General features: G+C 71.0%; 23 protein-coding genes and 1 pseudogene. 12 read left to right on the top strand and 12 right to left on the bottom strand.

Going from position 1 to position 26,851, the window contains the following annotated elements:
* Positions 1-565 precede the first annotated feature (565 nt).
* The 7 genes and pseudogenes from OIE51_RS26735 to OIE51_RS26705 all read left to right on the top strand — a co-directional run.
* Positions 566-3,040 (top strand): Helicase associated domain protein, encoded by a 2,475-nt coding sequence (locus tag OIE51_RS26735; RefSeq protein ID WP_442812026.1) that lies wholly within the window; start codon positions 566-568, stop codon positions 3,038-3,040.
* A gap of 386 nt (positions 3,041-3,426) precedes the next feature.
* A complete protein-coding gene (locus OIE51_RS26730; RefSeq protein ID WP_326594503.1) occupies positions 3,427-4,179 on the top strand; it encodes a hypothetical protein in 753 nt (250 codons plus the stop codon).
* 680 nt (positions 4,180-4,859) lie between these two features.
* Entirely contained in the window at positions 4,860-5,612 is a 753-nt protein-coding gene (locus OIE51_RS26725) for an IPT/TIG domain-containing protein (protein ID WP_326594504.1), read from the top strand.
* 213 nt (positions 5,613-5,825) lie between these two features.
* A protein-coding gene (locus tag OIE51_RS26720; RefSeq protein WP_326600447.1) for an IS5 family transposase occupies positions 5,826-6,625 on the top strand; the annotation gives its coding sequence in 2 pieces (ribosomal slippage) (positions 5,826-6,161 and positions 6,164-6,625; 798 coding nt in all).
* 544 nt (positions 6,626-7,169) lie between these two features.
* Positions 7,170-7,805 (top strand): ATP-binding protein, encoded by a 636-nt coding sequence (locus OIE51_RS27100; RefSeq protein WP_442812081.1) that lies wholly within the window; start codon positions 7,170-7,172, stop codon positions 7,803-7,805.
* A 25-nt stretch (positions 7,806-7,830) separates the two neighbouring features.
* On the top strand, positions 7,831-9,432 hold the full coding sequence (locus tag OIE51_RS26710; protein WP_326600442.1) for an FAD-dependent monooxygenase: 1,602 nt from the start codon (positions 7,831-7,833) through the stop codon (positions 9,430-9,432).
* 84 nt (positions 9,433-9,516) lie between these two features.
* Positions 9,517-10,644: pseudogene (locus tag OIE51_RS26705) on the top strand (MFS transporter); the annotation flags it as partial.
* Positions 10,645-11,067: 423 nt separating this feature from the next.
* Here the strand turns inward: OIE51_RS26705 and tpg are convergent.
* The gene (gene tpg / locus OIE51_RS26700) at positions 11,068-11,631 is read right to left on the bottom strand and encodes a telomere-protecting terminal protein Tpg (RefSeq protein ID WP_326600441.1); all 564 of its coding nucleotides are present in this window, start codon (positions 11,629-11,631) and stop codon (positions 11,068-11,070) included.
* Positions 11,632-11,922: 291 nt separating this feature from the next.
* Between tpg and OIE51_RS26695 the strand changes: the two genes are divergently transcribed.
* Together OIE51_RS26695 and OIE51_RS26690 are read left to right on the top strand one after the other, a co-directional pair.
* Complete coding sequence (locus tag OIE51_RS26695) at positions 11,923-12,486, top strand: dihydrofolate reductase family protein (protein ID WP_326600440.1); 564 nt, start codon at positions 11,923-11,925, stop codon at positions 12,484-12,486.
* 1,441 nt (positions 12,487-13,927) lie between these two features.
* Positions 13,928-14,698, top strand: a complete 771-nt coding sequence (locus tag OIE51_RS26690; RefSeq protein WP_326600439.1) for a transposase — start codon at positions 13,928-13,930, stop codon at positions 14,696-14,698.
* Positions 14,699-14,748: 50 nt separating this feature from the next.
* On the opposite strand, the gene OIE51_RS26685 is transcribed toward OIE51_RS26690, so the two are convergent.
* The 3 genes from OIE51_RS26685 to OIE51_RS26675 form a co-directional block, all read right to left on the bottom strand.
* On the bottom strand, positions 14,749-14,967 hold the full coding sequence (locus OIE51_RS26685) for a hypothetical protein (RefSeq protein ID WP_326600438.1): 219 nt from the start codon (positions 14,965-14,967) through the stop codon (positions 14,749-14,751).
* A gap of 75 nt (positions 14,968-15,042) precedes the next feature.
* On the bottom strand, positions 15,043-15,396 hold the full coding sequence (locus OIE51_RS26680; protein ID WP_326600437.1) for a hypothetical protein: 354 nt from the start codon (positions 15,394-15,396) through the stop codon (positions 15,043-15,045).
* A 38-nt stretch (positions 15,397-15,434) separates the two neighbouring features.
* The gene (locus OIE51_RS26675) at positions 15,435-15,911 is read right to left on the bottom strand and encodes a hypothetical protein (RefSeq protein WP_326600436.1); all 477 of its coding nucleotides are present in this window, start codon (positions 15,909-15,911) and stop codon (positions 15,435-15,437) included.
* A gap of 598 nt (positions 15,912-16,509) precedes the next feature.
* On the opposite strand from OIE51_RS26675, the gene OIE51_RS26670 reads away from it, so the two are divergent.
* Positions 16,510-16,899: a type II toxin-antitoxin system PemK/MazF family toxin gene (locus OIE51_RS26670; protein ID WP_442812025.1), complete on the top strand. Its 390-nt coding sequence runs from the start codon at positions 16,510-16,512 to the stop codon at positions 16,897-16,899.
* Positions 16,900-17,121: 222 nt separating this feature from the next.
* Here OIE51_RS26670 and OIE51_RS26665 read toward each other — a convergent pair whose 3' ends face one another.
* Positions 17,122-17,961 carry a fumarylacetoacetate hydrolase family protein gene (locus OIE51_RS26665; RefSeq protein ID WP_326600435.1) on the bottom strand — a complete coding sequence of 280 codons (840 nt, stop codon included), beginning with the start codon at positions 17,959-17,961 and terminating at the stop codon, positions 17,122-17,124.
* A 157-nt stretch (positions 17,962-18,118) separates the two neighbouring features.
* Here OIE51_RS26665 and OIE51_RS26660 point away from each other — a divergent pair, with 157 nt between their 5' ends.
* On the top strand, positions 18,119-18,613 hold the full coding sequence (locus OIE51_RS26660; RefSeq protein WP_326600434.1) for a VOC family protein: 495 nt from the start codon (positions 18,119-18,121) through the stop codon (positions 18,611-18,613).
* Between the two features lie 68 nt (positions 18,614-18,681).
* Positions 18,682-19,464 (top strand): IclR family transcriptional regulator, encoded by a 783-nt coding sequence (locus tag OIE51_RS26655; protein ID WP_326600433.1) that lies wholly within the window; start codon positions 18,682-18,684, stop codon positions 19,462-19,464.
* A gap of 53 nt (positions 19,465-19,517) precedes the next feature.
* On the opposite strand, the gene OIE51_RS26650 is transcribed toward OIE51_RS26655, so the two are convergent.
* The 7 genes from OIE51_RS26650 to OIE51_RS26620 form a co-directional block, all read right to left on the bottom strand.
* Positions 19,518-21,125: a bifunctional 3-(3-hydroxy-phenyl)propionate/3-hydroxycinnamic acid hydroxylase gene (locus OIE51_RS26650; RefSeq protein ID WP_326600432.1), complete on the bottom strand. Its 1,608-nt coding sequence runs from the start codon at positions 21,123-21,125 to the stop codon at positions 19,518-19,520.
* A complete protein-coding gene (locus OIE51_RS26645; RefSeq protein ID WP_326600431.1) occupies positions 21,122-22,222 on the bottom strand; it encodes an alcohol dehydrogenase catalytic domain-containing protein in 1,101 nt (366 codons plus the stop codon). Before OIE51_RS26645 ends, OIE51_RS26650 begins: the two co-directional genes overlap by 4 nt.
* Before the next feature lie 43 nt (positions 22,223-22,265).
* Entirely contained in the window at positions 22,266-23,249 is a 984-nt protein-coding gene (locus OIE51_RS26640) for a hypothetical protein (protein WP_326600430.1), read from the bottom strand.
* 40 nt (positions 23,250-23,289) lie between these two features.
* Positions 23,290-24,033, bottom strand: coding sequence for a dienelactone hydrolase family protein (locus OIE51_RS26635; protein WP_326600429.1), 744 nt, complete (start codon positions 24,031-24,033; stop codon positions 23,290-23,292).
* A gap of 52 nt (positions 24,034-24,085) precedes the next feature.
* Positions 24,086-24,790: a class II aldolase/adducin family protein gene (locus tag OIE51_RS26630; RefSeq protein WP_326600428.1), complete on the bottom strand. Its 705-nt coding sequence runs from the start codon at positions 24,788-24,790 to the stop codon at positions 24,086-24,088.
* Entirely contained in the window at positions 24,787-25,746 is a 960-nt protein-coding gene (locus OIE51_RS26625) for a TAXI family TRAP transporter solute-binding subunit (RefSeq protein WP_326600427.1), read from the bottom strand. The genes OIE51_RS26630 and OIE51_RS26625 overlap by 4 nt, the downstream gene beginning before the upstream one ends.
* A 99-nt stretch (positions 25,747-25,845) precedes the next feature.
* On the bottom strand, positions 25,846-26,808 hold the full coding sequence (locus OIE51_RS26620; protein ID WP_326600426.1) for a TAXI family TRAP transporter solute-binding subunit: 963 nt from the start codon (positions 26,806-26,808) through the stop codon (positions 25,846-25,848).
* Positions 26,809-26,851: the final 43 nt, after the last annotated feature.

Below are 26,851 nucleotides of genomic sequence, written 5' to 3'. Positions count from 1 at the left end.
CGCGCTTGCAGGCCTGGGCGCTTCGCGCCTGGGAATCCGGCGCGTTGCGCCGGACCGTAACACGGCTTCGCGGGAATTACGGAAGCAGTGGAATTCGCGCTCCGCGCGACTCCCGCCCGCTCCGCTCCGGCGGAAAAGCGGCTGGCTAGGGGGAGCATGGGGTGAGGGGAGGCGGGTGCATCACACGGCAGGCTGTGTAGACACAGGAATACCAGGCCAGTGGCCCCCCATTGGGGCAGAACCGGAGGGGGTCGGCCCCCGGAACGCCGGGGACCAGGAGCAGCGTCCCGAGCGGGACCGGGGCGGGCGGGTGCCGGTCGATACTTCGTCAGCTTCCCTGTCGGGCCACCCGGATGGCCTGCGTCGATCCCGTCATACCCCGGGCAGTGTGCCCTGCGCAGCGGCCGGTGTGGTAGGGTTGCGTGCATCATTGTTCCCCCTCGGTGCGCCATGCCCGGTCTGATGCATCTGTGTAGTTACGGGAACGTGGAACGGCCCCCTGATCACACGGCGGGAAACCTCCGCCCTTCTCATGTCTTTTTGAATTCCCGTCAGGAGGAACGGAATGACGGCACCGATGAAGCGCCGGGACCATCAGATTGAGGCCACTGAGGCAGCGGCGCGCGCTTTGGATATCCCGCCGGGAAAGCGTATCCCGGCCGGTGGATTGCGGGCGACGGTGGTGATGCCGTGCGGTTCGGGAAAGACGCTGGTTGCCGCTGATACGGCGCGGCGGGTGGCGCGGAATGGGCGGGTGCTGGTTTTGGTGCCCACTTTGGATCTGCTGACGCAGACGGTGTTGGCGTGGCAGGCGGCGGGGCACAAGGGGCCGGCGGTCGCGGTGTGTTCGCTCACCGACGATCCGGCGCTGTGGGCGGCGAAGGTGCGGGTGACGACGAGCGCGCCGCAACTGGCGTTGTGGCACGGCTCGGGGCCGGTGACGGTCTACGCCACCTACTCCTCGCTGCCGGTGCTGACGTCGGCGTTCGAGGGCTCCTACGGCCTTCCGATGGCGCCGTTCGACCTGGTGGTGGTGGATGAGGCGCACAGAACTTCCGGGTCGCAGGGGAAGGCGTGGGCGGATGTGCACAACAACGGGCTGCTGCCGTCGCTGCGGAGGTTGTACCTGACGGCGACGCCGCGGGTCTGGCAGGAGCGGCCGTCGTGGGAGGTGCGGGAGGGCGTCCGGGATCCGCTGCCGGAGGAGCTGGCCGCGAGCATGGACGATCCGGCGATCTTCGGGCCGGTGGTCTACCGGATGTCGCTGGCGATGGGTGTGGCCCGCGGTTTACTTGCGCGGTATCAGATCATCGTGGTCGAGCTGGCCGACCCGCAGCTGCCTCCCGGCCGCCTGTACGGCCCTGAGCGGCGTGAGGAGGAGATCCGCGGCCTGCGCCTGGGCGCGCTCCAGGCGGCGATGCTGAAGACCGCCCGCGAGCACGATCTGAAGACGATGATCACGTTCCATCACCGCACGGTGGAGGCGCAGGCGTTCGCGGCCGGTCTGCCGGCGGTCGCCGAACGGCTCCATCAGGCCGACCCCGAGCGGTACCCCGCGAGAGTCTGGACGGGGTGGCTGAAGGGCGACCACGACTCCGCACACCGCCGCGAAGTCCTGGGAGAATTCGGCACCCGGGCGGGGCTTGCCATTCTCTGTAATTGCAAGGTCCTCGGGGAAGGCGTCGATATTAGAGCGGTGGACTCGGTTGCTTTTCTGGACCCGAAGGGATCGCCCGTGGATATCGTGCAGGCGATCGGGCGGGCGTTGCGGCAGAAGCCGGGCGAGGGAAAGCTGGCGTCCCTGATCGTGCCCGTCTTTCTCGCACCGGGTGAGCAGCCGCAGGACATGTTCACTTCGGCCTCGTACAAGCCGCTCACCAAGGTACTCCAGGGGCTGCGTGCGCATGACGAACAGGCCCTGGAATTGCTCGCCATTCCGCAGACGAACGCCCTGGAGCTGTCGCCGGGCACGGACATCGGCCCGCCGCCCGAGGACGGCGAGGACGAATCCCGGATGCTGCTGCGGTTCTCCTCGCGGCGGGACCCGGCGCTCGTGGCGGAGTGGATCGCGTACAACGTCATCGACACCGAACGCCAGGACTGGGAACGCGGCCTGGCCGCGCTACGCACCTACGCCAAGCGCGAGGGCCACGCCCGGGTCCCCTTCTCACACGTCGAAAGCGCGTATCCGCTGGGGCAGTGGACGGCCGACCAGCGCAAGACCTTCAATGCCGGGGCGATGCCCTCCCGGCGCGCCGACCGGCTGGAGAAGCTCGGCATGGTGTGGGACGAACGCGAGCTGGCGTGGGAGGAGACGCTGGCCGTGCTGCGGGCCTACTACCAGGAGTACGGCACGCTGGCGGCGCCGAGGTCGGCCACGGTCCTGGACCGCCCGGTGGGCATGATGCTGGCCAACCTCCGCCGGGACGGCGGGCTCGGCAAGGACCCGGCCCGGGCGGCGCGGCGTGCCGAGCAGCTCGCCGGCATCGACCCGTACTGGAACCCGGCCTGGCCGATCGAGTGGCAGCGCACCTTCGCCGGCGTCCAGGCCTGCATCGACGGCGGCGCCGAGCCGGAGGACATCCTCCCGGGGGTGACCTTCGCAGGCGTTGATGTCGGGACGTGGCTCAAGCGGCAGAGGCAGGCCTGGAAGCGCCTGTCCGACGGGCAGCGCGAACTCCTCGAGGGCTTGGGCGTCACCCCGCTCCAGACGCCCTCAGCGGCCCCCGCAGAGGCTGCCACGGGGAACGCGGGCGCCGCGCCCGTACCGGCCGCCAGAAAGCACCCGGCGGGCCGCAACGGGACGTTCGAGCGCGGCCTCGCAGCCGCACGCCAATACCTCACCCGCGAAGGCCACCTCACCGTCCCCCGCGGACACGTCGAACACCTCGTCATCGAGGACGGCACCGACGGCGGCGAGCGCCAGGAGCAGCCCGAGACTGTGGCCGTGCGGCTCGGGGTATGGCGCAGCAACATGCGCGCCCGCCGCGACAAGCTCACCCCCCAACAGCAGGCCGCCCTCGACGACATCGGGCTCTGACCCGGTGCCGGGCGCCTCGGGCCCGGTCGCGGATCAAACCGGGCGGGGCGCCCGGCCGCAGAGCCGCCACCCCCGTTGAGGTGGGGTCTCGCGTTTGCCCAGGTCATTGCAGGGTTCGAGGTTCAACTACGGTCCACAGTCAACTGCGGATCGCAGATCAATTACCGCGGCCGGACCGGCTGCGGCGGATCGAAGTCCTCGGCGCGCTCCTGGCCGCCGCCGTCGCACAAGCCCTCGGCTGAGCCGTCCGAGTGGCAGCTCCCGGTGACGTGCCCGCCGCCGCCCGGCGGTCCGTTCTCCCTGGCGGTCGGCGAATGATCATGGCCTTCCCGACAGCGAGATCCCGTGGAGGAACAGTGCTCGCAACCAGCCGAGGGAAGACCCTGATGCTCATCGCGATGGCTCCGCTCACGCTGACGATGGCGGCCTGCGGCGACGAGGGCAGCGGGGAGCGGGAGCCGACGACAGGCATCGCACAGAGCAACGAGGCGACCGTCTCCGGCTCGCCGTCACCCGGTGCCAGCGTGAACCCCGAGGACTTCGTCGACCGCGTCGACAACCCGTACCTGCCGCTCAAGCCCGGCGCCCGCTGGCGCTATGAGGGCACCACCGACCAGGGCAAGGAGGTCACGGTGGTCGAGGTGACCGACCGGGAGAAGGAGATCCTCGGCGTTCACATCACCGTCGTGCGTGACACCGTCTCCCTGGACGGGGAGGTCATCGAGGACACCTTCGACTGGTTCGCCCAGGACCGGGCCGGCAACGTCTGGTATTTCGGTGAGGACACCAAGGAGTTCAAGAACGGCAAGGTCGTCAGCACCGAGGGCGCGTGGGAGGCGGGCAAGAAGGGGGCCAAGCCGGGCATCATCATGCTGGCCGACCCTGAGGAGGGCGCTCGGTACCAGCAGGAGGACGCCCCCGATGTGGCTGAGGACAGAGCCGAGGTGATCAGCCTGAACGAGACCGTCGACGTGCCCACCGGCGCGTACGACCACGTTCTGGAGACCAGGGAGACCACCCCCCTCGAACCCGACACCGAGGAACACAAGTTCTACAGCAGGGGCGTAGGGGTCGTGCTGGAGCAGCAGACCAAGGGCGGCAGCGAACGGCACGAACTGGTCAGCGTCGAGGGTCTCTGAGCGCGAGGTTCACGGCGCCCCATTAAGAACTCTCAAACCCGGGACAGCATCACCCACCATGAGATAAAGCCCCACGACAGCGACCCCACACAGCCATCTCTCACCCCCACGACAGCAACGCCCCGCCCCAGAAACACCCACTGACCAGCCCCATAACCCACCCGACCAGGCCCCCACCACCGACTCTCACCACCACCGACACCAACCCGAGAGATCGCAGCGGAGCTCTGCCTGGGCGCCGGGGAGCACGTAACCAGCGGTCAAGGCGGTCGCGCGATCTGTCATAGAGAGCTGGGTGGTACGTGGGTGATTGGGACCTTTGGTGCGCTGCGCCATGCGGGTGAGATTGGGGTCACGGCTATTGCCGGTGTCGTCACTCCGATGGGTTACTGGTGGTGTTCAATCCGGTGGGCAGCCCTCCTCCCGGGGGAGTGACGGTCGGCCTGCCCACCGACTGGCCTGGCGCGTAGCCGGCCAGGCACAGGCACGGCCGTAGCGCCGCGCCGGGACTCCTTCGGCCGGGATGCGGACCGGCAAGTGCGTGCTGGTGGCCGGCAGCGGCTGGGCGGTGTCCGCGCAGCCCCGTCGGGCATGGTGCCGCTTGTCTGCACCTGTCCGTCCGATTCGTCGTCCATGGCACTGCGCTGGCCCGGCCTCGTACAGGCCATGAAGGGAAAGTCATGCCTGTCTCCCCGAACCAGGGATCCTCCGGCGGCGGTCAGACCGTCGCGATCACCGGCACCAACCTGTCCGGCGCCACCGCCGTCCACTTCGGGTCCAAGCCGGCCGCCATCACCGCCAACACGGCCACCTCGGTCACGGTGACCACCCCGTCCGGCAGCGGAACGGTCCCCGTGACCGTGACCACTCCCGGCGGCACCAGCAACCCGCTGCCGTTCTTCTACGTCGGCGCACCGTTCAAGTCCACGCTCAGCCCTGCCGCTGGTGTCACCGCCGGCGGCAACACCGTCACCATCAACGGCACAGGGCTGTCCACCGCGACCGCGGTGAACTTCGGTGCCAACGCCGCGACGCCGACCGTAGTCAGCGACGGTCAGCTGACCGTCACTGTCCCGGCGGGTGCCGCGGCCAGCCCGGTGGGCGTGACCGTGACCACGGCGGGCGGCACCAACAACGGCCTGTCGTACACCTACGTCGACACGCCCACCATCGGAACGCTCGCGCCCAACTCCGGTCCGGCTTCCGGCGGGACCGTGGTGACCATCTCCGGCACCGGTTTCAGCACGACCCAGTCGGTCACCTTCGGCGCCACCCCCGCACCGTTGACGATCGTCAACGACACCACCTTGTCCGTCGTCACCCCGCCCACCCCCGACGGCGCTCCCGGACCTTCCGACGTGAGGGTGACGACCACCGGTGGCGTCGCCCTGGCCGCTGCCGGTTTCACCTACCTCGCCACTCCCGGAATCTGACCCCCGGCCCGGCGCCGCCGACACCCTTAGCCCGGCGGCCGGGCACATGACCGCCTGCTCAGGCCCGGGTTGTGAGGAGGCCGGATTAGCGGGGGGCGCCCGTCAGCCGCCCGCGGTGCTTGCGCAGTTCCTCCCGCATCTCGGCGATCGTGGCGGGCCGCTGGGTTAACAGGTCATCTCATTTGGCTTGTTCGATAGTCTTCCGCTGTGGGGATCGTGGAGCGGTTGGTGCCGGACGAGTTGTGGGAGTTGTTCCAGCGGGTGGCGCCGGAGGCGCCGACGCGGCCGCAGGGTGGTGGTCGGCGTCGGCACGGTGACCGGGAGGTGCTGGCCGCGATCGTGTTCGTGGCCACGTCGGGGTGCACGTGGCAGCAGTTGCCGTCCGCGTCGTTCGGGCCGTCGGGCGCGACGGCTCACCGGCGTTTCGCCGAATGGACGAAGGCCCGGGTGTGGGCCAAGCTGCACCGCCTGGTCCTGGACGAGCTGGGAGCCCGCGGCGAGCTGGACTGGTCCCGCTGTGCGATCGACTCGGTGAACATGCGGGCGGTGAAAAGGGGGACCTGACAGGTCCGAATCCTGTGGACCGGGGCAAGTACGGGTCGAAGGTCCACCTGATCACCGACCGGAACGGTCTGCCCCTGTCCGTCGGCATCTCGGGCGCCAACGTGCACGACAGCCAGGCCCTGATCCCCCTGGTGAAGGGCATACCGCCCATCCGCTCCCGCCGGGGACCCAGGCGGCGACGGCCGGCCAAGCTCCACGCCGACAAGGGCTACGACTATGCGCACCTGCGGCGATGGCTAGCCGGACGGGGTATCCGGCACCGCATCGCCCGCAAGGGCGTCGAGACCCCACAACGACTGGGCCGCCACCGCTGGACCATCGAACGCACCATCGCCTGGCTCACCGGCTGCCGCCGACTCCACCGCCGCTACGAACGCAAAGCCGACCACTTCCTGGCCTTCACGAGCATCGCCTGCACCCTCATCTGCTACCGCAGACTCACCAAATGAGATGGCCTGTAAGTACGATGGGGAAGCCGGGCCTAACCCGACCCAGACTCCGTCCACAGCGACGGCGTAGGCCGCAGCTGCAGCTTCTCGCTCCAGTGCAGTGATGGTCTCGTCGAAGCGGTCGATGTCCACGGGACGGCCAGCCGTCAGATCCTGGACAGCGCGTTCGAGGGAGTCCTGCCAAGCACGACCGGTGGTCCGGATCTGGATGATCCGCTCGATCTCTTCGCCGGCCCGCCTGCGTGCTTCCGACTCCTTATGTTGCCGGGACGAGCCTCGCTGCAGCAGAAGAGGCCCGAACACCGCCGCCGCCGCGCCGATCAGCGCTCCCCCTACGGCACCCACCGCACTGTATACCGCGCTCATGTCCGCCATGGCGACACTGTGCCCGAGGTTCGTGCCAGGGAGCCAGCAGGCGATGACAGCCCCGGGGGGGGCGGGGTCAGGTGTGTCGGCGGGCGACTGTGAGATTCGGGAACGGTGACACCGGCCGGTCCGGGCTCGTGTCACCGGGGAACCGGAACTCTGTCACCATGACCGACCCATCCACAGGGCTCTGATCAGCACAATCCGCCTGCCCACCGGTGACACCCCAAGCCGAAGACCCCGGCTGCCCGAGGAGGACATCGCCGCCTGGGACCTGCCCGAGGACCCGGCCGCCGCCGGCCAGGCCCGGGAACACATCCGCAGGCAGTTGGCGGCCTGGGGGCTGCGGGAGCTGGAGATGACGACGGAGCTGGTCGCCAGCGAGCTGGTCGGCAACGTCATCCGGCACGCCGCGGGCCCGATCCGTCTGCGTCTGCTCCGCAGCACGGTCCTGACGTGCGAGGTCTCCGACGGCAGCGAGGCGACCCCGCGCATCCGCCACACCTCGGTCCTGGACGAGAGCGGACGGGGTCTGCAACTGGTCGCCGCGATGACCCGCCGCTGGGGCGCCCGCTACACGCAGACCGGCAAATCGATCTGGACGGAAACAGCCCCTCCCCCTGACGGGCTTCGCCGCCGGGGTCCTGGACGCCGACCGCGGCGCGCCGGGGCCGGACACCGTCTGAGTTCCCGCCCCGGCGAGAGGCCGTCCCCTTTCATTGTCATGCCCGCATCACTCTCCGGATGTGCGGGAAAAGGCCGCCCACCTCCACTTCCCTCATCGGGGGCATATCAGCATAATCATCATGGTTAATTGGCCACCCCCGGAAAGGCCCGTCATGAACCCCGAGGACTCCGTACCCGTCCTGATCGCCGGCGGCGGGCCGGTGGGACTCGCCACCGCGCTGGAACTGGCCCACCACAGCGTCGGCTCGCTGGTCGTGGAGCCGCGCGCCACCGTGTCGTGGCTGCGGCCCCGGGCCAAGACCGTCTCCGCGCGCACCATGGAACTGTTCGCCCGGTGGGGCCTCGCCACCACGATCCGCGACCGCGCGCCCCTGCCCGTCGCGTGGTCGGACGAGGCCGTGTTCGCCACCCGCCTCCTCGGGCGCGAGATCACCCGCTTCACCGGCTGTTTCGGCCTGGACCTCGGCGGCTCCGACCGCGCCGCCGAGCCGGGGCAGCAGGCGCCCCAGCCGCTGGTCGAGGAGATCCTGCGCGAGGCGGTCGACGCCTCGCCGCACGCGGCCCTGCTCACCGGCTGGCGGGTCGAGGCGCTGCGCCAGGACCCGGACGGCGTCACCGCCTCCCTCGCCGGTCCCGACGGGGCGGCGCGCGAGATCCGCGCCGCGTACGCGGCCGGGTGCGACGGCGGGCGCGGCGTCAGCCGCGCGGCGATCGGCGCGCGGTACGAGGGCGCCGACGACGCGCGTCCCAACGTCAACATCGTCTTCCGCGCGCCAGGGCTGGCCGAGCGGGTGCCGCACGGTCCCGCCGTCCACTACTGGGTACTGGACCCGTCCCGGCCCGGGCTGCTGGGGCGGCTGGACCTGGACGCCACCTGGTGGTGCATCGCCCAGGGCGTGGACCGGGCGGCCGGCGAGGCGGACCCGGCCCGGCTGGTGCGCGAGCTGGTGGGGGCGGACATCGAGGCGGAGATCCTGGCCACCGACCCGTGGCAGGCACGGATGCTGCTGGCCGACCGGTACGGCGAGGGACGGATCTTCCTCGCCGGGGACGCCGCCCACCAGAACCCGCCCTGGGGCGGCCACGGCTTCAACACCGGCGTCGGCGACGCGGTCAACCTCGGCTGGAAGCTCGCCGCGGTGCTGAACGGCTGGGCGCCGCCCGCGCTGCTGGCCAGCTACGAGGCCGAACGCCGCCCCATAGCCGCCAGGACCATCGAGGAGGCCGCGCGGAACATGGCGACCCTGGCCCCCGAGCTGTCCGACCCCCGGCTCACCGGCACCGACGAGGAGTTCGCGGCGGCCCGGCCGGCGGTCGCGGAGGCGGTCCACCGGACGAAGGACGGCGAGTTCCACAGCCTCGACCTGGTCCTCGACTACACCTACGAGGGCTCCCCCGTCGTCGCCGAGGGTCCGGGACGGCGCCTGCCGCACCGCTGGCTGCGGCCCGGCGACTCCCTCTACTCCCGCCTCGGCCGCGGCCTCACCCTCCTCGGCGACCTGGCCGCGCCCGGCGTCCGCGACTTCACGGCCGCCGCCCGCGAGCTGGGCATCCCGCTGACCACCGCGGACCACCGCGCCCCCGGCCCGGCCGGGCCGCTGACCCTGGTCCGCCCCGACCAGCACGTCGCCTGGTACGGCGCCGACGGGCGCGCCGCCCGCGCCGTCCTGCGCCGCGTCACCGGCCACCCGTACCGACCCCTGACGGCTCCCGGCCGGCAGGAAGAACGACCACGATCGAGGAACAGACCGTGACCCACTCCCCCCGGACCATCCCCGCGACGCGGCGAGGGGCCCTGCCCCTGGCGTTCCTCGTCTTCTTCATCGACGGGTACGACCTCTTCGTCCTCGGCACCGTGGGCCCCCTCGCTGCTCCACCACGCGGAGTGGAACGTCACCCCCGGCACGCTCGGCACCCTCGGCAGCGTCACCGCGGCCGGCATGCCGCTGGGCTCCCTCCTCGCGGGCTGGGCCTCCGACCGCTGGGGCTACCGCCTGCCGATAGCGGCCTCGGTCGCCTGGGTCTCGCTGTGCATGCTGCTGGCGGGCCTCGCGCCCGGCCTCGGCCTGTTCGGCGCCGCCCGCTTCGGCACCGGTATCGGCATCGGCGCGCTGGCCCCCGTGGTCGGCGCGTTCGTCGCGGGGGCGGCCCCGAAGGGCCGCCGCGCGCTGCACCTGGCCGTGCCGCTGGGCGCCATCGGCGTCGGCGGCACGGGCTGCGCCCTCCTCGGCCGGCTGCTGCTGCCGGAGACCCCGTTCCAGCGGCTCTTCCTGATCGGCGCCCTGCCGCTGCTGGCCGTCCCGCTCATCTGGCGGTCGGTCCCGGCCCGGGGGCGAACGGCGGAGACCGGCCACGGCCGGGTCCCGGTGGGCGCGCTGTTCGCGCCCGCCCGCCGGCGCGCCACCGTCCTGTTCTGCGCCACGGCGTTCATGAGCCTGGCGCTGCTGTTCTCGACCACCGCCTGGCTGCCCACGGTGATGCTCCGGTCCGGGTACGACCTGAAGTCGTCCCTGGAGTTCTCGATCGCCTTCACCATCGGGGCGAGCGTCGGCGTCATGGGGCTGGCGCTGCTGGCCGACCGCGGGCATCTCAAGGCCGTCACCCTGGGGTGCTTCCTGCTGGCCGCGTGCGCGCTGTTCCTGCTGAGCACGCCACAGGAGCGGTGGCTGCTGCTGGTGATGTCGGCCGTGGCGGGGCTCGGCTCGCTGGGCGGTCAGAACATGGTGATCGCCTGCATGAGCAGTTACTTCCCGGCTCGTCTGCGCGGTACCGCCCTGGGGTTCTGCCTGGCCGTCGGCCGGGGCGGCGCGATCATCGGCCCGACCTACGTGGCCTTCGCCACCGATCTGTCCGACTCCGCCAAGGCCGGGTTCTACGCCTTCATGATCCCCGCGGTCCTGGGGGCGGTCCTGGTGTCCTTCCTGCCGCGCGGCATGACTCCCGCCGGGGAGCCGGACCGCCGCTGAGCCCAGTCGTGCCATATGCCCGGATATGCCCCAGACTGGCCGGAAGCCATGGCGCGGGAACGCGGCGCCGTAGACCCGGAGCGAGGGACCGACATGAACGGCACGGACGGCATCGACGGCACGGACGTACGGAGCGCCCCGGCGGCGCGCGGCGCACGGTCGTCGTCGGCGCGGGCGCGGCCAGCCCGGGTGCCGGGACCCGGCGGCGAAGGACTTCCCCCGGGCCGGTGCCAGCGGGCACCAGGGCCCAGGGAGAAGTAGTCGGCGTGACTGTGACCCCTGGTCCCGCAGGTCAGAGCGGATGCATCGACCGTCATGGAAATAACTACGGGATTAACCCCGGATTTAACCGGGGGCTTAACCCGGGGTTAACCGCGGGTTTAACCACGGGTTTAACCACCGGCACGCAGTCGGCAGGGCGGGTCAGGTCAGCTCGATGTCCAGGTAGTCGATATCGGTCACGGTGACGTCCAGGCCGTGCGCGCGCCGCCCTCCGTCGCGGAAGTAGGCGTGCCCGAGACCGGCGCCGAGGAGCTGCGTGAGCTGCTGTTCGCCGGCCCCGGCTTCGTGCGCGGCCAGGAGGCGGGCGGTGACATCGGCGGGGAGGGTCTCGGTGAGGCGGCGCAGGCGCGGGTCGTCGGTGGAGCTGGGGGCGGCGGTGAACCCGAACCGGGCGCGGGTCTCCACCGTGATCCCGGCCCTGGCGGCGGCCTGCCGGATGGCGCGGGCCCGGATACCGGGCTGCCAGGACCGGCGCGCCTCGCGTTCCAGGGCGGCGGCCAGACGCGGCGTCGGGCTCTTGATCTGCCCGGCCAGGTAGCGCTGGACCGTGCGGACGGAGACACCCAGCCGTTGCGCGACGGCCCGGGTGGAGCCGCGTTCGGCGCGGGCGATGACGCGCATGCGGGCGGCCGGGGACACTGGCAGGGGGCGGGTCTGAGCGGACTGGAGCGCGGTCTCGATCGCGGTGCGGATCTCATCGGCCACGGTCACTCATCCCCCTCGTGCGGGTGTAGGGTCTCACCGCTCGTGACATGTCGATCTTGCTGACCTGGGCGTTCTTGGCTGTCTCACGGCCTTGTCACCCATGATCAGTCTCAAATCCGTGGCATTTCCTCGCGAGGGCGAGTCGAGATCAGGCGGCTTGCCCGAGTCGGCCGAGTACACCACGCTGAGCCCCGAGCACGAGGACTACCGGCGAGCCCAGATCGCGCACCGATGAGTTTCCTGCACCGCGCTGGTCTATACGCCGGACACCCACGGACGTAAGGCTAGGCCATGCGGAAACTGATCTACGGCATGAACCTGACCCTGGACGGCTACATCGCCGCGCCCGGCGACGACATCGGCTGGAGCGTGCCGAGCGACGAGCTGTTCCAGTTTTGGTCCGACCAGTTGCAGGCGACCGACCTGACGCTGTACGGGCGCAAGTTGTGGCAGACGATGAGCTCCTACTGGCCGACCGGCGACCAGCAGCCCAACGCCACCCCGGCGGAGATCGAGTTCGCGCGCCGCTGGCGGGACATGTCGAAGGTGGTGTTCTCCTCGACGATCGACAAGGTCGACTGGAACACCCGCCTGGTCACCGGCGACGCGGTCGCCGAGATCACCCGGCTCAAGGCCGAGGACGGCGGCCCGATGGACATCGGCGGCGCGACGCTCGCCGGGGCGGCCATGCGGGCTGGGCTGATTGACGAGTACGTGCTGGCCACCGCGCCGGTCCTGGTGGGCGGCGGCACGCCGTTCTTCACCGCACTGGACAACTGGGTGAACCTCAACCTGGTAGAGACGCGGACGCTTCCCTGCGGCGTGACTCTGACCAGGTACGAGACGAGGCACTGAGCAGCAGCACCCACGCGCTAGTCTCACGGTGATGTCGTATACGACATCGGTACGACACGGCCCGTGAGATTACGACATCAGCCGCGAGACCCTACAGGCCACCCGCGCGGGCCGGCCGCGGGCCAGCCGCTGGTGGCCGTCACCGAGCACGGCAGGCCCTGCTCCTGGGTATGCCGGGCCTATGCTTTTGCCTATGCCGGGCCTGTGCTCCCGCGCCTACGCCGCACGGGCGCTGACCAGCCACAACAGGCCACGGGAGCGCTGACCTTACCCTCAACGGCCCCTGTGGGCTCAGGGCAGGCACCGGCCATCCCCGGCCCGGGAACGGGCCTGGCCGACCCCTTGTCCGTGGTCTGGCCGACCCCTTGTCCGCGACCACAACGAGCACCAGGAGCAGCGGCACGGCAGTGCGGCGGCGAGGACCAGGAGCACGAGCAGCACCGAGCCCAGCGGCACGGCGCAGCGCATCGCCTGGGTCCGGCTCCCGCCGCCGACGAGCATCACGGCGTGCAGCTCCTGGCCGCCGTCCCCCGGCTCCCTCCCCCACTCCGGAATCAGTCCTCCAAGGGACAGATATAGGGGTGTCGGGATTTCCCGGCGACCGAAAAGCGGGCCTGACCTGCGGGTCAACTCGGAGGTTGCCCATTTTTGGGGATTTCAGCGGGTGCCGGAGGCGCAACCCAAAGGGGAGCGCCCGACAGGGGCACAGTACACGCTTGTGGTATCCGGGGTGAGTGATATTTCGAGAGCGAACCCTGCCGGGGGCGGAATGACTCTAACAGCTCAGGCCGCGTTATGGACAACGGTGAGGACGCGGATCTATTTCCAGAGATTACGCAGGAGTTCCTCTTTCAGCCGCCCCACAAGGTAATCATTGTCCGCTAGTTCCTCAACCGTCAGGCAGACAACCTGAAGTCCGCAACGCTGCCATTGCAGATCGCGGTTTCTGTCATCGGCATACCTTTTCCTGGCTCTGTGGTGAGGCCCGTCGATCTCGAAGACCACAGCCCGCCCGTTTCCCAGTACCAGGATATCGGGTGTCCATGTATGTTCGGCCTGTAGGCGGACTCCAGGCAGAGGGGCGATAGCAATCGTCTTATCGGCAGGGATCTGTTTCTGAATTACCTTGAGTACACGATAAACCTGCTGTTCCTGGGCGCTCCCAAGCGCAAGTCATCCTCGACAAGGACATTTTCGGCCCGCCGTTCTCGACGCCCTTGGTTAGTCGGGCGTTCTTGAAGGTCTCCTTTGAGCTGCTTTCGCCAGCCTTTGAGGTCGACGGTCGGCAGGAGTTCCTTAAGGAGCATGCGATCTACGCTGGTTTCCCCGTTGCGTTGGGCAACGTCAACTAGTGTCTCGGCTATGCGTTCCCTCATCTCGTCAGAGAAGGACTTGACTAGAGCTTGTCCCGTAAATGATCTTGTCGTGGGATGATCATGGTGTGGCTGGTGTGATCACGGCGTCGGAGCCGTCCTGGATAGAGCCGTTCACCGGGCTGAGTCCGCGGTGCTTCAGCCGGCTGGTGGCCGCGCTGCGCCGGGAGGGCGCGGATGCGGCGGGCCGGGGGCGGCCGTGGAGCCTGCCGCTGGAGGACCGGGTGCTGCTGGTGGCCGCGTACTGGCGCACGAACCTGACAATGCGCCAGCTCGCGCTGCTCTTCGGGATCTCGAAGTCGGCCGCGGACCGGGTCATCGATCACGTCGCTCCGCTCCTGGCGCTGCAGCCGATGCGCCGGCCGCGCAGGGACACCGTCTACATCGTGGACGGCACCCTGGTGCCCACCCGTGACCGGTCGGTGGCCGCCTCCAGCAAGAACTACCGCCACTCCACGAACCACCAGGTCGTCATCAACGCCGACACCCGCCTGGTGACCCTGGTCGGCCGCCCTCTGCCGGGCAACCGCAACGACTGCCTCGCGTGGGAGGAATCCGGGGCGAAGGCTGCGGCCGGAAACGCCACGGTGATCGCCGACGGCGGCTACATCGGCACCGGGCTGATCATCCCCCACCGCCGCCAGCCCGGACAGACCCAACTGCCCGCCTGGAAAGAACAGCACAACGCCCTCCACCGCCGGGCCAGGGCCAGGATCGAGCACACCTTCGCCCGCATGAAGACCTGGAAAATCCTGCGCGACTGCCGCCTCAAAGGCGACGGCGTCCACCACGCCATCCTCGGCGTCGCCCACCTGCACAACCTCACCCTCACCGGATAGGCGACATCAATCCAGCCCGACCCGCACCCGCCACCCAACTCGAAGATCACTTACGGGACAACCTCTAGGTGTTCTTCGACGTGCAGGACAGCCGCATAGAAATATTCATGCCAGTTACTACTGGTGGTGAAGCTGTCGTCTGTTCGCTCGAATTCCAAATGGTCGACTTCTGTCAGCAGTTGCGCCGCTTCTCGATCCCCTCGGTTGTTCAAGAGGTGGGCTGTCTGCGCCAGCACGAGTTCGGCCGCCTCGTCGTCATCCATCACCATGGCCAAAGGATGGCAGATCCCCCTGACAGCAGGGGAGTTGATTGCCTGGATGGGTCGTTCAGGAAGACGTGCCAGTCAGTGCCGTACGCCGTCCGCGCGGTCAGCTCTCCTGTGATCACGGGCGGCAGCGTAGAGCCCGCACGGGAATTCCTGGCGGTAGTAGCGGGCGTCCCGGATGGCTTGGAGGGCTTGGAGGGCTTTTCCGTACATCCAGGTTGCTTGGCTGTAGTGGTCGATCGCCTTCTCGCATGCCGCGTAGTCTGCCGCCTCTTCCGCTGTGAGAGCGGATGTGTCGTCGGCGGCGCGCGGGGCTGGCGGGGGGTCGGGAATCGTGTCGGGGGTGAGGGGCTGTGGCCGCTCGGGTACAGCCTCGGCAGCGGTCTGGCCGGGCAGGACCGGCGGGGTGGACTGCCGCTCCTGCTGCTGCATGTTCTTCCGAGCGGCGGCCATGCCACCGCGACGCGCGCTCACTTGATCAGCCCTCGGGTTTCCAGTTCGGTGATCAGCGCGCCGAACTCGGTACGGCTGGCTCCCGTGATGGGCATGCCCACGCTCTGCTTGAAATCTTCCACGCCCCGGATGGTGGTGGTGAATACCTTCCACTCTTCGGCTGCCAGCCAGTCTCGTGCCTCTTGCGTGGACTTGGCGTTCGGCACGGTGCGGTTGAGCAGCGCCCAGGCCGGCGGGGCGGTGCCATCGGCGCGCAGCGGAGCGGAGCGGGCCACCATGTCGGCGATCGGGACACCTACGGGCGGGTCGACCACCCGCTGCACGTCGGCGGTCGACGGGGTGAGGTGCAGGATCACCAGGTCGGCCACGCGCAGCACGCTGTCGGTGATGTCCGGGTGGTTCTCGGTGTGGCCGCAGTCCACGACGCACACCGTGTCGGAAGGGATGGTGACCTCGCGGTGGAAGCGGGAGCTGGCCGCCGCCTCTACGGGCATGGGGAACTCGCCCGGGCCGGTCGCCCAGGTGACGAGCTGTCGGGAGTGGTCGGCGTCGTACCCGCGGACCTTGTACTTGGGCTGCCGTCTTCGGCGCGCGCTTCGTGCAGGGCGTGGAGCATCCACCCTGTGTCGGTCGTCTTGCCCATGCTCCTGGGCGCGATGTTGGCGATGAGCACGGACAGGACACTACCGAGCGGGAGACCGTGCCGGGGCTGGGACGGCCGCAGGTCCACCCTCGCGGAGACGGGACCTCCCAAATTTGGGAGGTCCCGTGCGAGCCCCGCGTTCCTTCGCCCTGAATGCAGAAAAGGACCCCGCCAGGGCGCGGGGAGCGCCGTGGCGGGGCCGGTGGCTGTGCGGGTGCTGGCCGTCCAGGTCCGCAAGGCAGGCCGCGACCATCGCGCGGTCCCGGGTGAGATAGGCCCGCGTCAGGTCAGCCACCCGCCACATCGCATCCTCGACCCACCGCCGTGCGTCTCCTGGTGTCATGCCCCATCTTCTACGGGACCAGCGCAGACGCGGGCGGGCGCTTCCCGCCGGATTCACCGCTACGGAGCGGCAATTTGTACCGCAACACCTCCCTGTCTAGGACGGGGTGAGTTCTAGATCTCGTCGCAACACAAGACCCCGAAGGTGTTGCAATGACGAGGAAGCGTCGAGGAGGGCCAATACAGCCCGTCGAAAACAGGCGGGCGTCGACATCAGCGGTCTGGGCGTCGAAGTGGTAGTAGGCGCCATGGAAGGACTGCCCTTTGAAGGCGTGCTGCGGTTCGCGTTCCCGCGTCCAGGCTTTACCCCTTGCACGTGGCTGACCACCGTGTCCCGAGACGACCTGATCGAGCGGGCGGGCGCCCTGTCCTCAGCGAAGCTCAGCGAGATCGAGGATGCCCTCCGACTCGGTGAACAGGAGAAGGAGTGGACCCGGGCGACGACCGCGAAGCTCAGCGAGATAAGGGACGCCCTCCGTCTCGGCGGACTCGCGTAGGCCGAGAAGGAACGGACGCCCCCGATGGCGTGGCCGATCTCGTCCAGACGATCGACGCTGGCCACCTGTCTCCTCGGCGCCCCTCACCATCGAGATCACGATCTACGGCTGGAGTATTAAGCCCTTTGTGACACACACCACTGAGCGCTCGGCGGGGTGCCGGGGAACCCCGGCCGGGTCAGGGCGGAACCGGCCGGGGAGTTCACCGGGCGGAGGGCGTGGTCAGGCCACGCGCTCCGGGACGCAGACGTTGCGCAGTTCGCCGATGCCCTCGATGACGGTGCGCAGGGTCTGGCCGGGCTTGAGGTAGACCTTGGGGTCGCGGCCGTCCCCGACACCGCCGGGGGTGCCGGTGCAGATCACGTCGCCCGGGAGCAGGGTGATGATGTCGCTGATGTAGGAGAGGATGTCGGCGATCCCGAACAGCAGGTCGGACGTGCGCGAGCGCTGCATCACCTCGCCGTCGACCTCGCAGCGGATCTCCAGGTCGGGTTCGCCGGGGCCGAGTTCGCCGGGGGTGACGAGGACCGGGCCGACCGGGGTGGTGGCCTCGAAGGTCTTGCCCGACAGGAACTCCCGGGTCCGGCGCTGGTAGTCGCGGACCGTCACGTCGTTGACGACGGTGTAGCCCGCGACATGGTCGAGCGCCTTCTCCTTCGGCACGTGCCGGGCGGGGCGGCCGACGACGAAGCCCAGCTCGGCCTCCCAGTCCACGCGGTCGCTGACGACCGGCAGGGTGACCGGGTCGTACGCGCCGATCAGCGAGCCGTCGTACTTGGCGAACAGCGTCGGGTGCTTCGGGGTGTCGCGGCCCATCTCCTTGATGTGGGACGCGTAGTTGAGGCCCAGGCAGATGATCTTGTTCGGGTGCGGGACCAGCGTCGCGTACACGGCCTCGCCGACCGGGACGGGCCGCGCCCCCTCGGCCGCCGGCACGGTGCGCCAGTCCTCGCCCACGGCCAGCAGGGCGCCGAGGTCGCGGTACGGCAGCGGCACGTACTCCTCCCCCTCCAGCCGCGCCGCACAGGTACCGCCCGGGACGCGCAGCGTCGCAAGTCGCATGGAACACGCACCTCTTCTCTCAAGTTCTCTCAGGTTTCCGCAGGTCTCTCGGTCACCGCACTCATTGACTGCCGTCGCGCCCGATCGTACTCTTGTTTCGTAATACAGGATAATAGTCCTAGTAAACGGGACACGACAAGCCGCCGAGGAGAAGCACATGGCGATCACCGGACTGGGCCACACGGGCCTGTGGGTGTACGACCTGCCGAAGATGAGGGACTTCTACGAGCGCCTGCTGGGCCTGACCGTCACCGACGAGGACGAGGGCCTCGGCATCGTCTTCTTCAGCGCCCGGCCGGAGGACGAGCACCACGAGTTCGTCCTCCAGGCCGGCCGCACCGCCGCGATCGGCGACAAGCAGCAGCACCAGATCTCCTGGCGCGTGGCCTCGCTGGACGACATCCGCGCCTTCCACCGGAAGTTCGAGGAGGAGGGCGTGAAGGTCCAGCAGGAGGTCACCCACGGCAACGCCTTCGGGATCTACTTCTTCGACCCGGAGGGCAACCGGAACGAGGTGTACCTGAGGATCGAGCGGGACGTGCGCCAGCCCTTCCGCAAGTCGATCGACTTCGGCCTGCCCGCCGAGGAGATCTACGCCGAGGCCGAGCGTCTGCTCGAGGACGGCGGCGCCGCCTACCAGCCCGTTCAGTAACACCCGGACGGCCCCCGCACCCCTGGTATCTTTCTCGCATGTCAGGAACCCATACGCGATTTGCGGGAATGAGCCAGGGGTATCGCGGGCGGAACTCCACCGCCGACCGCGCGCTGGACATCCTCCTGCTCTTCGCCGACGACCGCCTGGCCCTCACCGCCGGCGAGGTCGCGACCCACCTGGGCGTCGCCCGCTCCACGGCCTACCGCTATCTCCAGAGCCTCACCTCCAACGGCTTCCTGACGGAGAACGAGGACGGCGGCCCCGGCTTCCGCCTCGGCCCCCGCGTCCTGGACCTCGCCCGCCTCGCCCGCAAGGGCGTCGGCCTCTCCGGCCTCGCCCGGCCCGTCATGCGCGACCTCGTCCGCCGCACCGGCCACCCCGCGCTCCTCACCCGCCGCGCCGGGCCCGCCGTCGTCTGCCTGGAACGCGAGGAGGCCGGGCACACGCTGCGGCTGAGCTACGAACGCGGCCAGGTGCTGCCCGTGAACGCCGGCGCCGCCGCCCTCGTCCTGCTGGCCTGGGCGCCCCCCGGCGACCTCGACGAGCTGCTCGCCGGGCCGCTCCCCCGTTTCACCGACGCCACCCTCACCGACCCGGACGCGCTGCGCGGGCGGCTGGCCGCGATCCGCGAGCGCGGGCACGCGGTCGGCCGGGGCGAGCTGGACCCGGACGTCATCGGCATTGCGGCCCCCGTGCGCGGCGGGGACGACCGGGTCGTCGCCGCGCTCAGCGTCGCCGCCCTCTCCCACCGGGTGCCCGGCACCGAGGTGCCCCGCTTCGTGGCGGCGGTGCGCGAGGCGGCGGACGAGCTGTCCGACCGGGTACGCGGCGCGGCCGGCACCGGCTGAGACCGGTGCCGGCCGCGCCCGGCGCGCAGGCCGGGCCGGGATCGGAGCCGGGGTCAGGGGCCCGTCAGCCGGGCCCGGAGGGCGGCGCCCACCGAGGCCAGCTCGTCGGGCCCCATGACGGCGGCGATGTACCGGTCCGGCTTCACCAGCACGAACCGGTTCCGCGCGGCGGCCAGCGCCTCCTCCAGCCGCCCGTCCGCGTCCGCCACGGCGTGCCGGCCGGGCGCGGGGCGCGGCAGGCGGTCGCCGAGGAACACGTCGATCCGGCGGATCGGCCACGTCGCGTCCCGCCACGGCCCGGACCCCAGCCGCTGCCAGGCGGCGTCCGGGACATCGACGCCGAGCAGCGCCAGGCCGTGGCCGAGCACGTCGTCCAGCCGCCGGGGCCGCAGGCTGGGCGGCACCAGGACCCGGGGCTGGGAAAGCTGCGTGCCGGTCAGCGGGTGATCGCCGAAGACCAGCCCCGCCGTGTGCCGGGCCCGGGGCCGGAACCGCATCTCCGTCAGAAAGCGGCGGCCGGGCGGCGTCAGCAGCAGCGCGCGGGCCGCCACGTCACGCGCCAGGGCGCGGCGGCGCGCGGTGGTCATCACGATGTCGCCGAGCCGCTCGGAGAAACGGACCATGGCGGTGGCGTGCGGGCGGCGCTCCGCCTCGTAGGTGTCCAGCAGCCCGTGCCCGGCGCGGCCGTGCCACACCTCGTCGATCTTCCACGCGACGTTGGCGGCGTCCCGCACACCGGAGTTGAGGCCCTGCCCGGCGAACGGCGGCATCATGTGGGCGGCGTCGCCCAGCAGCAGGCAGCGGCCGTCGCGCCAGCGGTCGGCGATCACCGCGTTGAACGTGTAGGTGGTGCAGCGCTCGACCTGGTCCTCGGTGAGGGACCGGTAGGGCGCCACCAGCCGCCGGACGGTCTCGAAGCCGGGGCTGACGCCCTTCTCGCCCTCGCCGGGGTGGAGCAGGAACTCGTACCGGCAACGCCCGTTGCGGCCCGGCACGATGACGGTGGGCCGGTCGGGGGTGCCGCGGTGCATGCCGAAGCGCTCGTCGTGGTGGTCGCCGGTGGTGTCGGCGACCAGCCACACCACCTGGTGACTGGTGCCGGTCATGTCGATGCCGCGCAGCTCGCGGACGGTGGAACGGCCCCCGTCGCACGCCAGCACCCAGGAGACGCGGAGTTCCTCGGCCGTCTCCGCCGCGCCGGCGCCGGTGGCGCGCAGCCCCGCGGTGGCGCCGCCGGCGTCCTCGGCGACCGACACCAGCTCGGTGGAGAAGCGGACCTCGGCCTCCGGGCGGGACTTGAGCGAGTCCAGCAGGACCCGCTCCAGCTCCGGCTGGGCGAACTGGTTCTTGAACGGGTAGCCCAGCCGGTACGGTTCGGGCCCCTGCGCGTGGAACAGGACCCGGCCGCGCCGGTCGTAGTAGCGGGTGCCGGTGCCCGGCACGACGATCTCCAGCACCTTGTCGGCGAGGTCGGCGGCCTGGAGGGTCCGCAGCGACTCGTCGTCCAGGCTGATCGCCTTGGCCTCGTCGCTGGTGGAGGCGTTGCGCTCGACCAGCACGACGCGCACGCCGCGGGCGGCCAGTAGGTTGGCGACGGTCAGCCCGACCGGGCCGCCGCCCACCACGAGCACCGGCTCGGGGGCCCTGGTTCTGCCACTCATGGGTTGACCACCGCCATCCAGATCGGCTCGGTGCGGCTGAGCATGGCGGCGACGGCGCGGTCGGCCTCGGCCAGCGGGAACCGGTGGGTGATCAGCTCCTCCGCGTCGAGCGCGCCGCGCTCCAGCAGGCCGAGGACCTCCACCGCGTCGGTGCGGGTACAGGCGCGGGTCCCCACCACGCGCCAGCAGTTGACCATCAGGGCGATCATCGGGAACGGCAGCGGGGCGCGGTTGGCGCCCATGTGGACCAGGGTGCCGCCGGTGGTGAGCGCGGCCATCGCCTGGTAGGTGGCGGGCCCGTCGGGCACGAAGTCCAGCACGGCGTCCGCGCCGTCGGGAACGACGCGGCGCAGGGCCGCGGTCAGGCCTCCGTCGGTCTCCCAGCCGGCGGGCAGCTCCTCCAGCGCGACGGTCTCGGTGGGCACGTCCCCCGCCAGGTGCCGTACGGCGTCGAGGCGTTCGGCGCTGCGGCCGACGAGGATCAGCCGGGCGACGCCGTAGTGGGGGGCGAGCTTGATGGTCGCGGTGCCCATGGTGCCGGTGGCGGCGGTGACGATCAGGGTCGAACCCAGCGGCAGGTCGGCGCACTTCAGCGCCCGGACGGCGTTGGCCAGGTCGTGGACCTTGGCGCCGACGTCGAAGCCGACCATGTCGGGCAGCGGGTCGATCAGCCAGTGCGGGGCGCGCACGTACTCGGCGAGCCCGCCGTCGTGGTAGGCGTCGTACAGCGGCATCGGCACGTCGCTGAACGCGGCGTGTCCCATCATCGCCTGCTGGCGGCACATCATCTCGCGGTCGGTCCGGCAGTAACGGCAGGACCGGCAGGTGAGGTTGGGATGCACCCGCACCCGGTCGCCGGCCGCGACGCCGGTCACGCCGGAGCCGACGGCGGCGACGGTCCCGGCGGCCTCGTGGCCGAGGGTGGTGGGCAGGTGCTTGAACGCGCCCTGGGCGAGGAGCTTCATCATGCCGGGCGCGAGTCCGGCGGAGGCGACCTTGACGAGGACGTCCAGGGGTCCGGGCTCGGGCACGGATATCTTCGTCAGGTGCAGCGCGTCGGAGCCTTGTTCGGCCCGCGCGGCCAGCATGGCGGTCATAGGGCGTCGCCTTCTCGTGTCGTTCGGTACGGCGTGGGGTCGGTCAGTCGCGCAGGGCGGCGAGGAGGCCGGGGGTGTACGGCTCGGCGGTGCGGGAGGTCTCGGCGACCTGCGGCAGCTCGCGGTCCGACAGCAGCACGATGTGCTCGCTGTCCGCCGCGTGGACGCTGGTGTGGGCCAGGCCGAGGGGGATCCGCACGAAGTCACCGGGCTCCAGCCGGACGACGCCGCGCTGGGAGACCAGGACGCGGGTGCCGCTGATCTGGTACTGGATCTCGTCGGCGTCCAGGGTGCGGCGGTAGACGCGGCCGTCGCAGGCGGCCCTCCGCACGGCGCCCAGGCGCAGCGCCGGCGAGCGGTAGAGCCAGGTGGTGCCGGGCACGTCGGCGCCGCGCAGCACCCGCAGCCGCTCCTTCTCGGTGAACGCCCGCTCCAGCAGGGAGCGTTCGTTCACCGGGAAGACGGCGATGTCGTGGCCGGGGGTGCCCATGCACTGGGTGATCGCCTCGTTGACCTCGCCGGGCTCCCAGCCGGGGAACGGGGGCAGGACCGGCTCGGACAGCCGCACCGGCTCCCGCTCCTCGGCCACGGGGGCGGGGGTGTAGAAGAGGAGATGGCTCTCCCGGCGCCCGTAGTTGTCGTGCACGACGCCGCGCGGCAGGCGGGAGAACTCCCCGGGCCGGTGCTCCACGACGCCCAGCTCCGTCATCAGGGTCCGCTCGCCCGCCACCTGGTACGAGATCTCGTCGACGTCGCTGTTGCGGTGGTAGAACGGCTGCCGGTTGTCCATGGTCTGCCACTCCACGCGGATCCGGTCGTTCTCGTAGACGCCGCGCGGCGGCGCGAACGGCCGGGCCGTGAACCGCTGGGGGAAGTGCACGACGGTCAACGGCTCGTGGTCGCGCCAGAGTTTGACGGGGAACGGGCTGGGGTGCGGCGGACCCAGCAGCGCGTCCTCGTCCCGCTCGACGGTGCGCAGCGGCTCGTCGGAGCCCATCACCGCGATGATCTCGGAGACGGTTCCCATGGGAACTCCCTTGTTCCTTGAGTGACTTGCGGATACGGACTCAGACGGCCGGGGGCAGGTGGTGGTCGAGGAACGCCCAGGTGCGGTGCCACGCGGTCCCGGCCTGCTCGTCGCGGTACATGTGCGGGCGGGCGTCGCAGGCGAACGCGTGCCCGGCGCCGGCGTACACGTGCTGCTCGAACTCGACGCCCGCGCCGGTCAGCGCGGTGTCGATGGCCCGCACCTGCTCGGCGGGGATGGTCGGGTCCTCGGCGCCGACGTGCAGCAGCAGCGGCGCGTCGAGGGCCGTGGCGCGGTCCAGCACGGCGTGCGGGCCCGCCGCGATGCCGGGGCCGTAGAACACGACGGTCGCGGCCAGCCCCGGGATCGCCGTGGCGGCGGTGAACGCGGCTCGGCCGCCGAAGCAGAACCCGGTGATCGCGGTCCGGCCCGTGTCGATGCCCTCGGCGGCGGCGAGGTGGTCCAGCACGGCGCGGACGTCGGTGATGATCGCGTCGGGCCCGATCGCGCCGATCAGCGGCATCGCCTCGGCGTGCTGCTCGTACCCGAGGGTTCCCACGCCGTTGCGGTGGAACAGGTCGGGCGCCAGCGCGAGAAAGCCGCGGGCGGCGAAGTGGCGGGCGATGTCCTGGATGTGGTCGTTGACGCCGAACGCCTCCTGGAGCACGACCACGGCCCGGTCGGCGGCGGCGGCGGGCCGGGCGGCGTACACCCGCATCGGGCCGTCGCCGGTGGGGACGGTCACCCAGTCGGCCGAGAGGGCGGGGGCGTGGGGGTCGTTCATCTGCGTGTCTTCCTTCGTCACGGTAGGGCTGTTCTCGGTGTCGGTCCCGGGGTCAGGTCCGGTCCCGGGCGGCGGCGCGCCGCACCAGATAGCGCCAGCCGGCCTCCAGTTGGCCGGCGGGCCAGCACTCGGCGCGCTTGGCGTGTGCCTCGGCGGCGTCGGACCACACCCGCACCGGCCCGGCGGCCAGCGCGGTGAGCTGGGTGCGGCAGGCGCGGTCCAGCAGCACGGCGTGCATGACGGCGGCGGGGACGCTCGCCCCGGCGGCGACCAGCCCGTGCTTGGGCATCAGCGCGGCGGGCGCGTCGCCCAGCGCGGCGGCCAGCGCCCCGCCCAGCTCCGGGGTGCTGACCAGGCCGCCCGTCTCCGCGAAGCGCGGCACGTCCTGGCCGCCGAACAGCGCGCCCTCGTGGGAGAGCGGCAGCAGGACGGTGTCCAGAGCGGCGAACGCCACGGCGGACGCGGCGTGGGTGTGGACGGTGCACACCAGGTCGGGCCGGGCCCGCAGGATCTCCAGGTGGATCGGGCACTCCTTGTGCGCGGTGCCCTCCCCCACCAGGACCTCGGCGTCGAACGACACGAGCTGGAGCCGGTCCCCGGTGACCTCCTCAAGACCCCAGCCGGGCGCCTTGATCCAGATGCCGCGCCCTTCGGGGTCGCGCACCGCGACGTGCCCCCACACCATGTCCCCCTGGCCCGCGGCGGCCAGCGCGCGGGACGCCTCGACGGCCAGGGTCCTGGCCTCCGCCGCGTTCACGGCCGCGGCAGGGCGTCGTAGTAGCGGGCGGCGCCGGGGTGCAGCGGAACCGGGGTCCTGCCCATCGTCACCGGGTCCAGCGGGTACGTCACCGGGCTCCGCTCGGGCGGGATGTGCCGGTACTGGCGCTCCAGGACGTCCCGCGTCTCGCCCAGCACCCACGCGATGGCGTAGGCCACGTCGTCGGCGAGGTCGGCGCGGGTGAGGACCAGGAAGTCGGAGAAGTCCAGGGTGCGGAACGCGGGGGCGCCGGGGAAGTGTCCCTCGTCCACCTCGGCGGACGGCCACGAGTAGTCCCGCCACAGGCTGTCCAGGACGGCCTGCTCCACTTCGAGGAAGTGGAAATCGGCGCCGAACTCCTGCCAGTGGGGCAGCATGTACGCCTCGTGGACCACGGCGTCCGCCCGGCCGGCCAGGACGTGCCCGAACGTCTCGAACGGCCGCTCGTCCGTCAGCAGCTCGCCGCCCCAGCCGGTGACGTCGATCCCGGAGCGGGTGAGCAGCTCGTGCGCGGCCAGGCCGACGTAGTTCACCCCGTCGTGGACGGAGGTGGCCAGCCGCAGGGCGGGCTTGGCCTCCCGGAGCTGGGCGAACGACGTGATGCCCAGGGACCGGCGCACGCCCATCACCAGGCGGTCGCGCTGCGGCACGACACCGAGGGCCCGCAGGTCGGGGAAGCTCTCGTCCGCGAAGACGCCGCGTCCGTCGAGTGCCGCGGTGGTGAACGCGACGGGGGTGGTCATGGCGACCTGGACCTCGCCCCGGCCCACCGCGCGCACCGCGTCGGAGAAGCCCCGGCTGTTCCAGACGGCGACCCTGGTGTGCGGGCCGCTGCGGTCGGTCAGCTCCTGCGAGATCCAGCCGCAGACGCGGTGGAGGTTGGCCGTGCCCCAGTCGCCCCGCAGGTGCAGGGTGATCGACCGGTCGATCGTCGGCTCCGGCGGACGGTGCGTCATCACGCCTCCTGATGATGTCCTGTTTTGCAGGATGAATGTCTTGTTATATGAAACACGGTAGAGGGTCGGGTGGCCATCACGCAAGGCCGGCCCGGCCCCTTATGCCAGGTGGCCCGCCTCGCGGTAGTACTCCTCGGCCCCCGGATGCAGCGGCACGGGCACGTCGCACGCCGCGCGGCGCATGTCCAGCGGGCTGGTCATCGCCGGGGTGGGTCCGGTGAAGCGGGCGGAGATGTTCTCCCGCTGCTCCTCGATGGCGCGCACGGTGAGATACGCCAGCTCGTCGGGCATCGACTCGGCGCAGTAGAGCACCCATCCGGAGAAGTCGATCGTCGGCACGTCCGCGTCGACACCGCGCAGCCGCCCCCGCTCCAGGACGCCCGGCGGCATGCCCAGGGCGGCGCAGTGCGCGAGCACCTCCGGGTCCAGCGGCAGAAACCGGATGGCGTACTCGGAGGTGATGCGCCGCCAGCGCATCGTCATGACCGCTTCGTCGAACACCGCGTCGAACGACGGATCGACCGGCACGGAGCCAGGCGCGTTCTGGTTGCGGGGCCGGTCCCTGAGCACCTCGCCGCCCCAGCCCTCGACGTCCTCGGGCGTGAAGCCGTACCGGGCGAGGATCTCGTCCAGCACCCAGGTCACGGGATGGCCCTGCTCGCGCGGCGGCACGGACAGCCGCAGCGGCGGCTTCCGCTCCGCGATGTCGCGCAGGCTCCCGATGCCCGTCTCCCGGCGCACGGCGAACGCCAGCCGGTCGTCGTGGGGGAACACGGCCAGCGCCCGCAGCGGCAGCGGCTCGGCGTAGGGGCCCTTCCCCTCCCGGGCCATCGTCAGGTTCCAGGCCGGGGTGGTGATCGCCATCGTGTACGTCCCCTCGGCGACCAGGCGGGGCCCGTCCATCCCGAGGGCGGCCGGCGGGCAGCCGGTGACGGCCGCGACCGTCGAGCCGTCCGGCAGGCGGCTGTAGTAGCCGTTGAGGCCGTTGGCGATCAGGCTGCCGATCGCCATCCAGTTCTGGCCCGGACAGAGGATCCGCACATCGATCGGGTCGGTGAGCATGCGGTCTGGTTCTCCTTGGAAGATCTGCGCCCGCGGGCGGGCG

It is taken from the genome of Streptomyces sp. NBC_01803, from assembly GCF_035917415.1.
Taxonomy (GTDB): Bacteria; Actinomycetota; Actinomycetes; order Streptomycetales; family Streptomycetaceae; genus Streptomyces.
Note: the sequence above shows the minus strand (reverse complement) of the source record. Positions and strands in the feature narration are given on the sequence as shown.

Coding starts and splice junctions, on each gene's coding strand:
- OIE51_RS26735 (WP_442812026.1), top strand. CDS start 566: ATGACGGCACCGATGAAGCGCCGGGACCATCAGATTGAGGCCACTGAG.
- OIE51_RS26695 (WP_326600440.1), top strand. CDS start 11,923: ATGCGGAAACTGATCTACGGCATGAACCTGACCCTGGACGGCTACATC.
- OIE51_RS26650 (WP_326600432.1), bottom strand. CDS start 21,125: ATGAGTGGCAGAACCAGGGCCCCCGAGCCGGTGCTCGTGGTGGGCGGC.
- OIE51_RS26680 (WP_326600437.1), bottom strand. CDS start 15,396: ATGCAGCAGCAGGAGCGGCAGTCCACCCCGCCGGTCCTGCCCGGCCAG.
- OIE51_RS26635 (WP_326600429.1), bottom strand. CDS start 24,033: ATGAACGACCCCCACGCCCCCGCCCTCTCGGCCGACTGGGTGACCGTC.
- OIE51_RS26725 (WP_326594504.1), top strand. CDS start 4,860: ATGCCTGTCTCCCCGAACCAGGGATCCTCCGGCGGCGGTCAGACCGTC.
- OIE51_RS26655 (WP_326600433.1), top strand. CDS start 18,682: ATGAGCCAGGGGTATCGCGGGCGGAACTCCACCGCCGACCGCGCGCTG.
- OIE51_RS26625 (WP_326600427.1), bottom strand. CDS start 25,746: ATGACGCACCGTCCGCCGGAGCCGACGATCGACCGGTCGATCACCCTG.
- OIE51_RS26685 (WP_326600438.1), bottom strand. CDS start 14,967: ATGGTGATGGATGACGACGAGGCGGCCGAACTCGTGCTGGCGCAGACA.
- OIE51_RS26660 (WP_326600434.1), top strand. CDS start 18,119: ATGGCGATCACCGGACTGGGCCACACGGGCCTGTGGGTGTACGACCTG.
- OIE51_RS26665 (WP_326600435.1), bottom strand. CDS start 17,961: ATGCGACTTGCGACGCTGCGCGTCCCGGGCGGTACCTGTGCGGCGCGG.
- OIE51_RS26645 (WP_326600431.1), bottom strand. CDS start 22,222: ATGACCGCCATGCTGGCCGCGCGGGCCGAACAAGGCTCCGACGCGCTG.
- OIE51_RS26640 (WP_326600430.1), bottom strand. CDS start 23,249: ATGGGAACCGTCTCCGAGATCATCGCGGTGATGGGCTCCGACGAGCCG.
- OIE51_RS26675 (WP_326600436.1), bottom strand. CDS start 15,911: ATGCCCGTAGAGGCGGCGGCCAGCTCCCGCTTCCACCGCGAGGTCACC.
- OIE51_RS26710 (WP_326600442.1), top strand. CDS start 7,831: ATGAACCCCGAGGACTCCGTACCCGTCCTGATCGCCGGCGGCGGGCCG.
- OIE51_RS26730 (WP_326594503.1), top strand. CDS start 3,427: ATGCTCATCGCGATGGCTCCGCTCACGCTGACGATGGCGGCCTGCGGC.
- OIE51_RS26620 (WP_326600426.1), bottom strand. CDS start 26,808: ATGCTCACCGACCCGATCGATGTGCGGATCCTCTGTCCGGGCCAGAAC.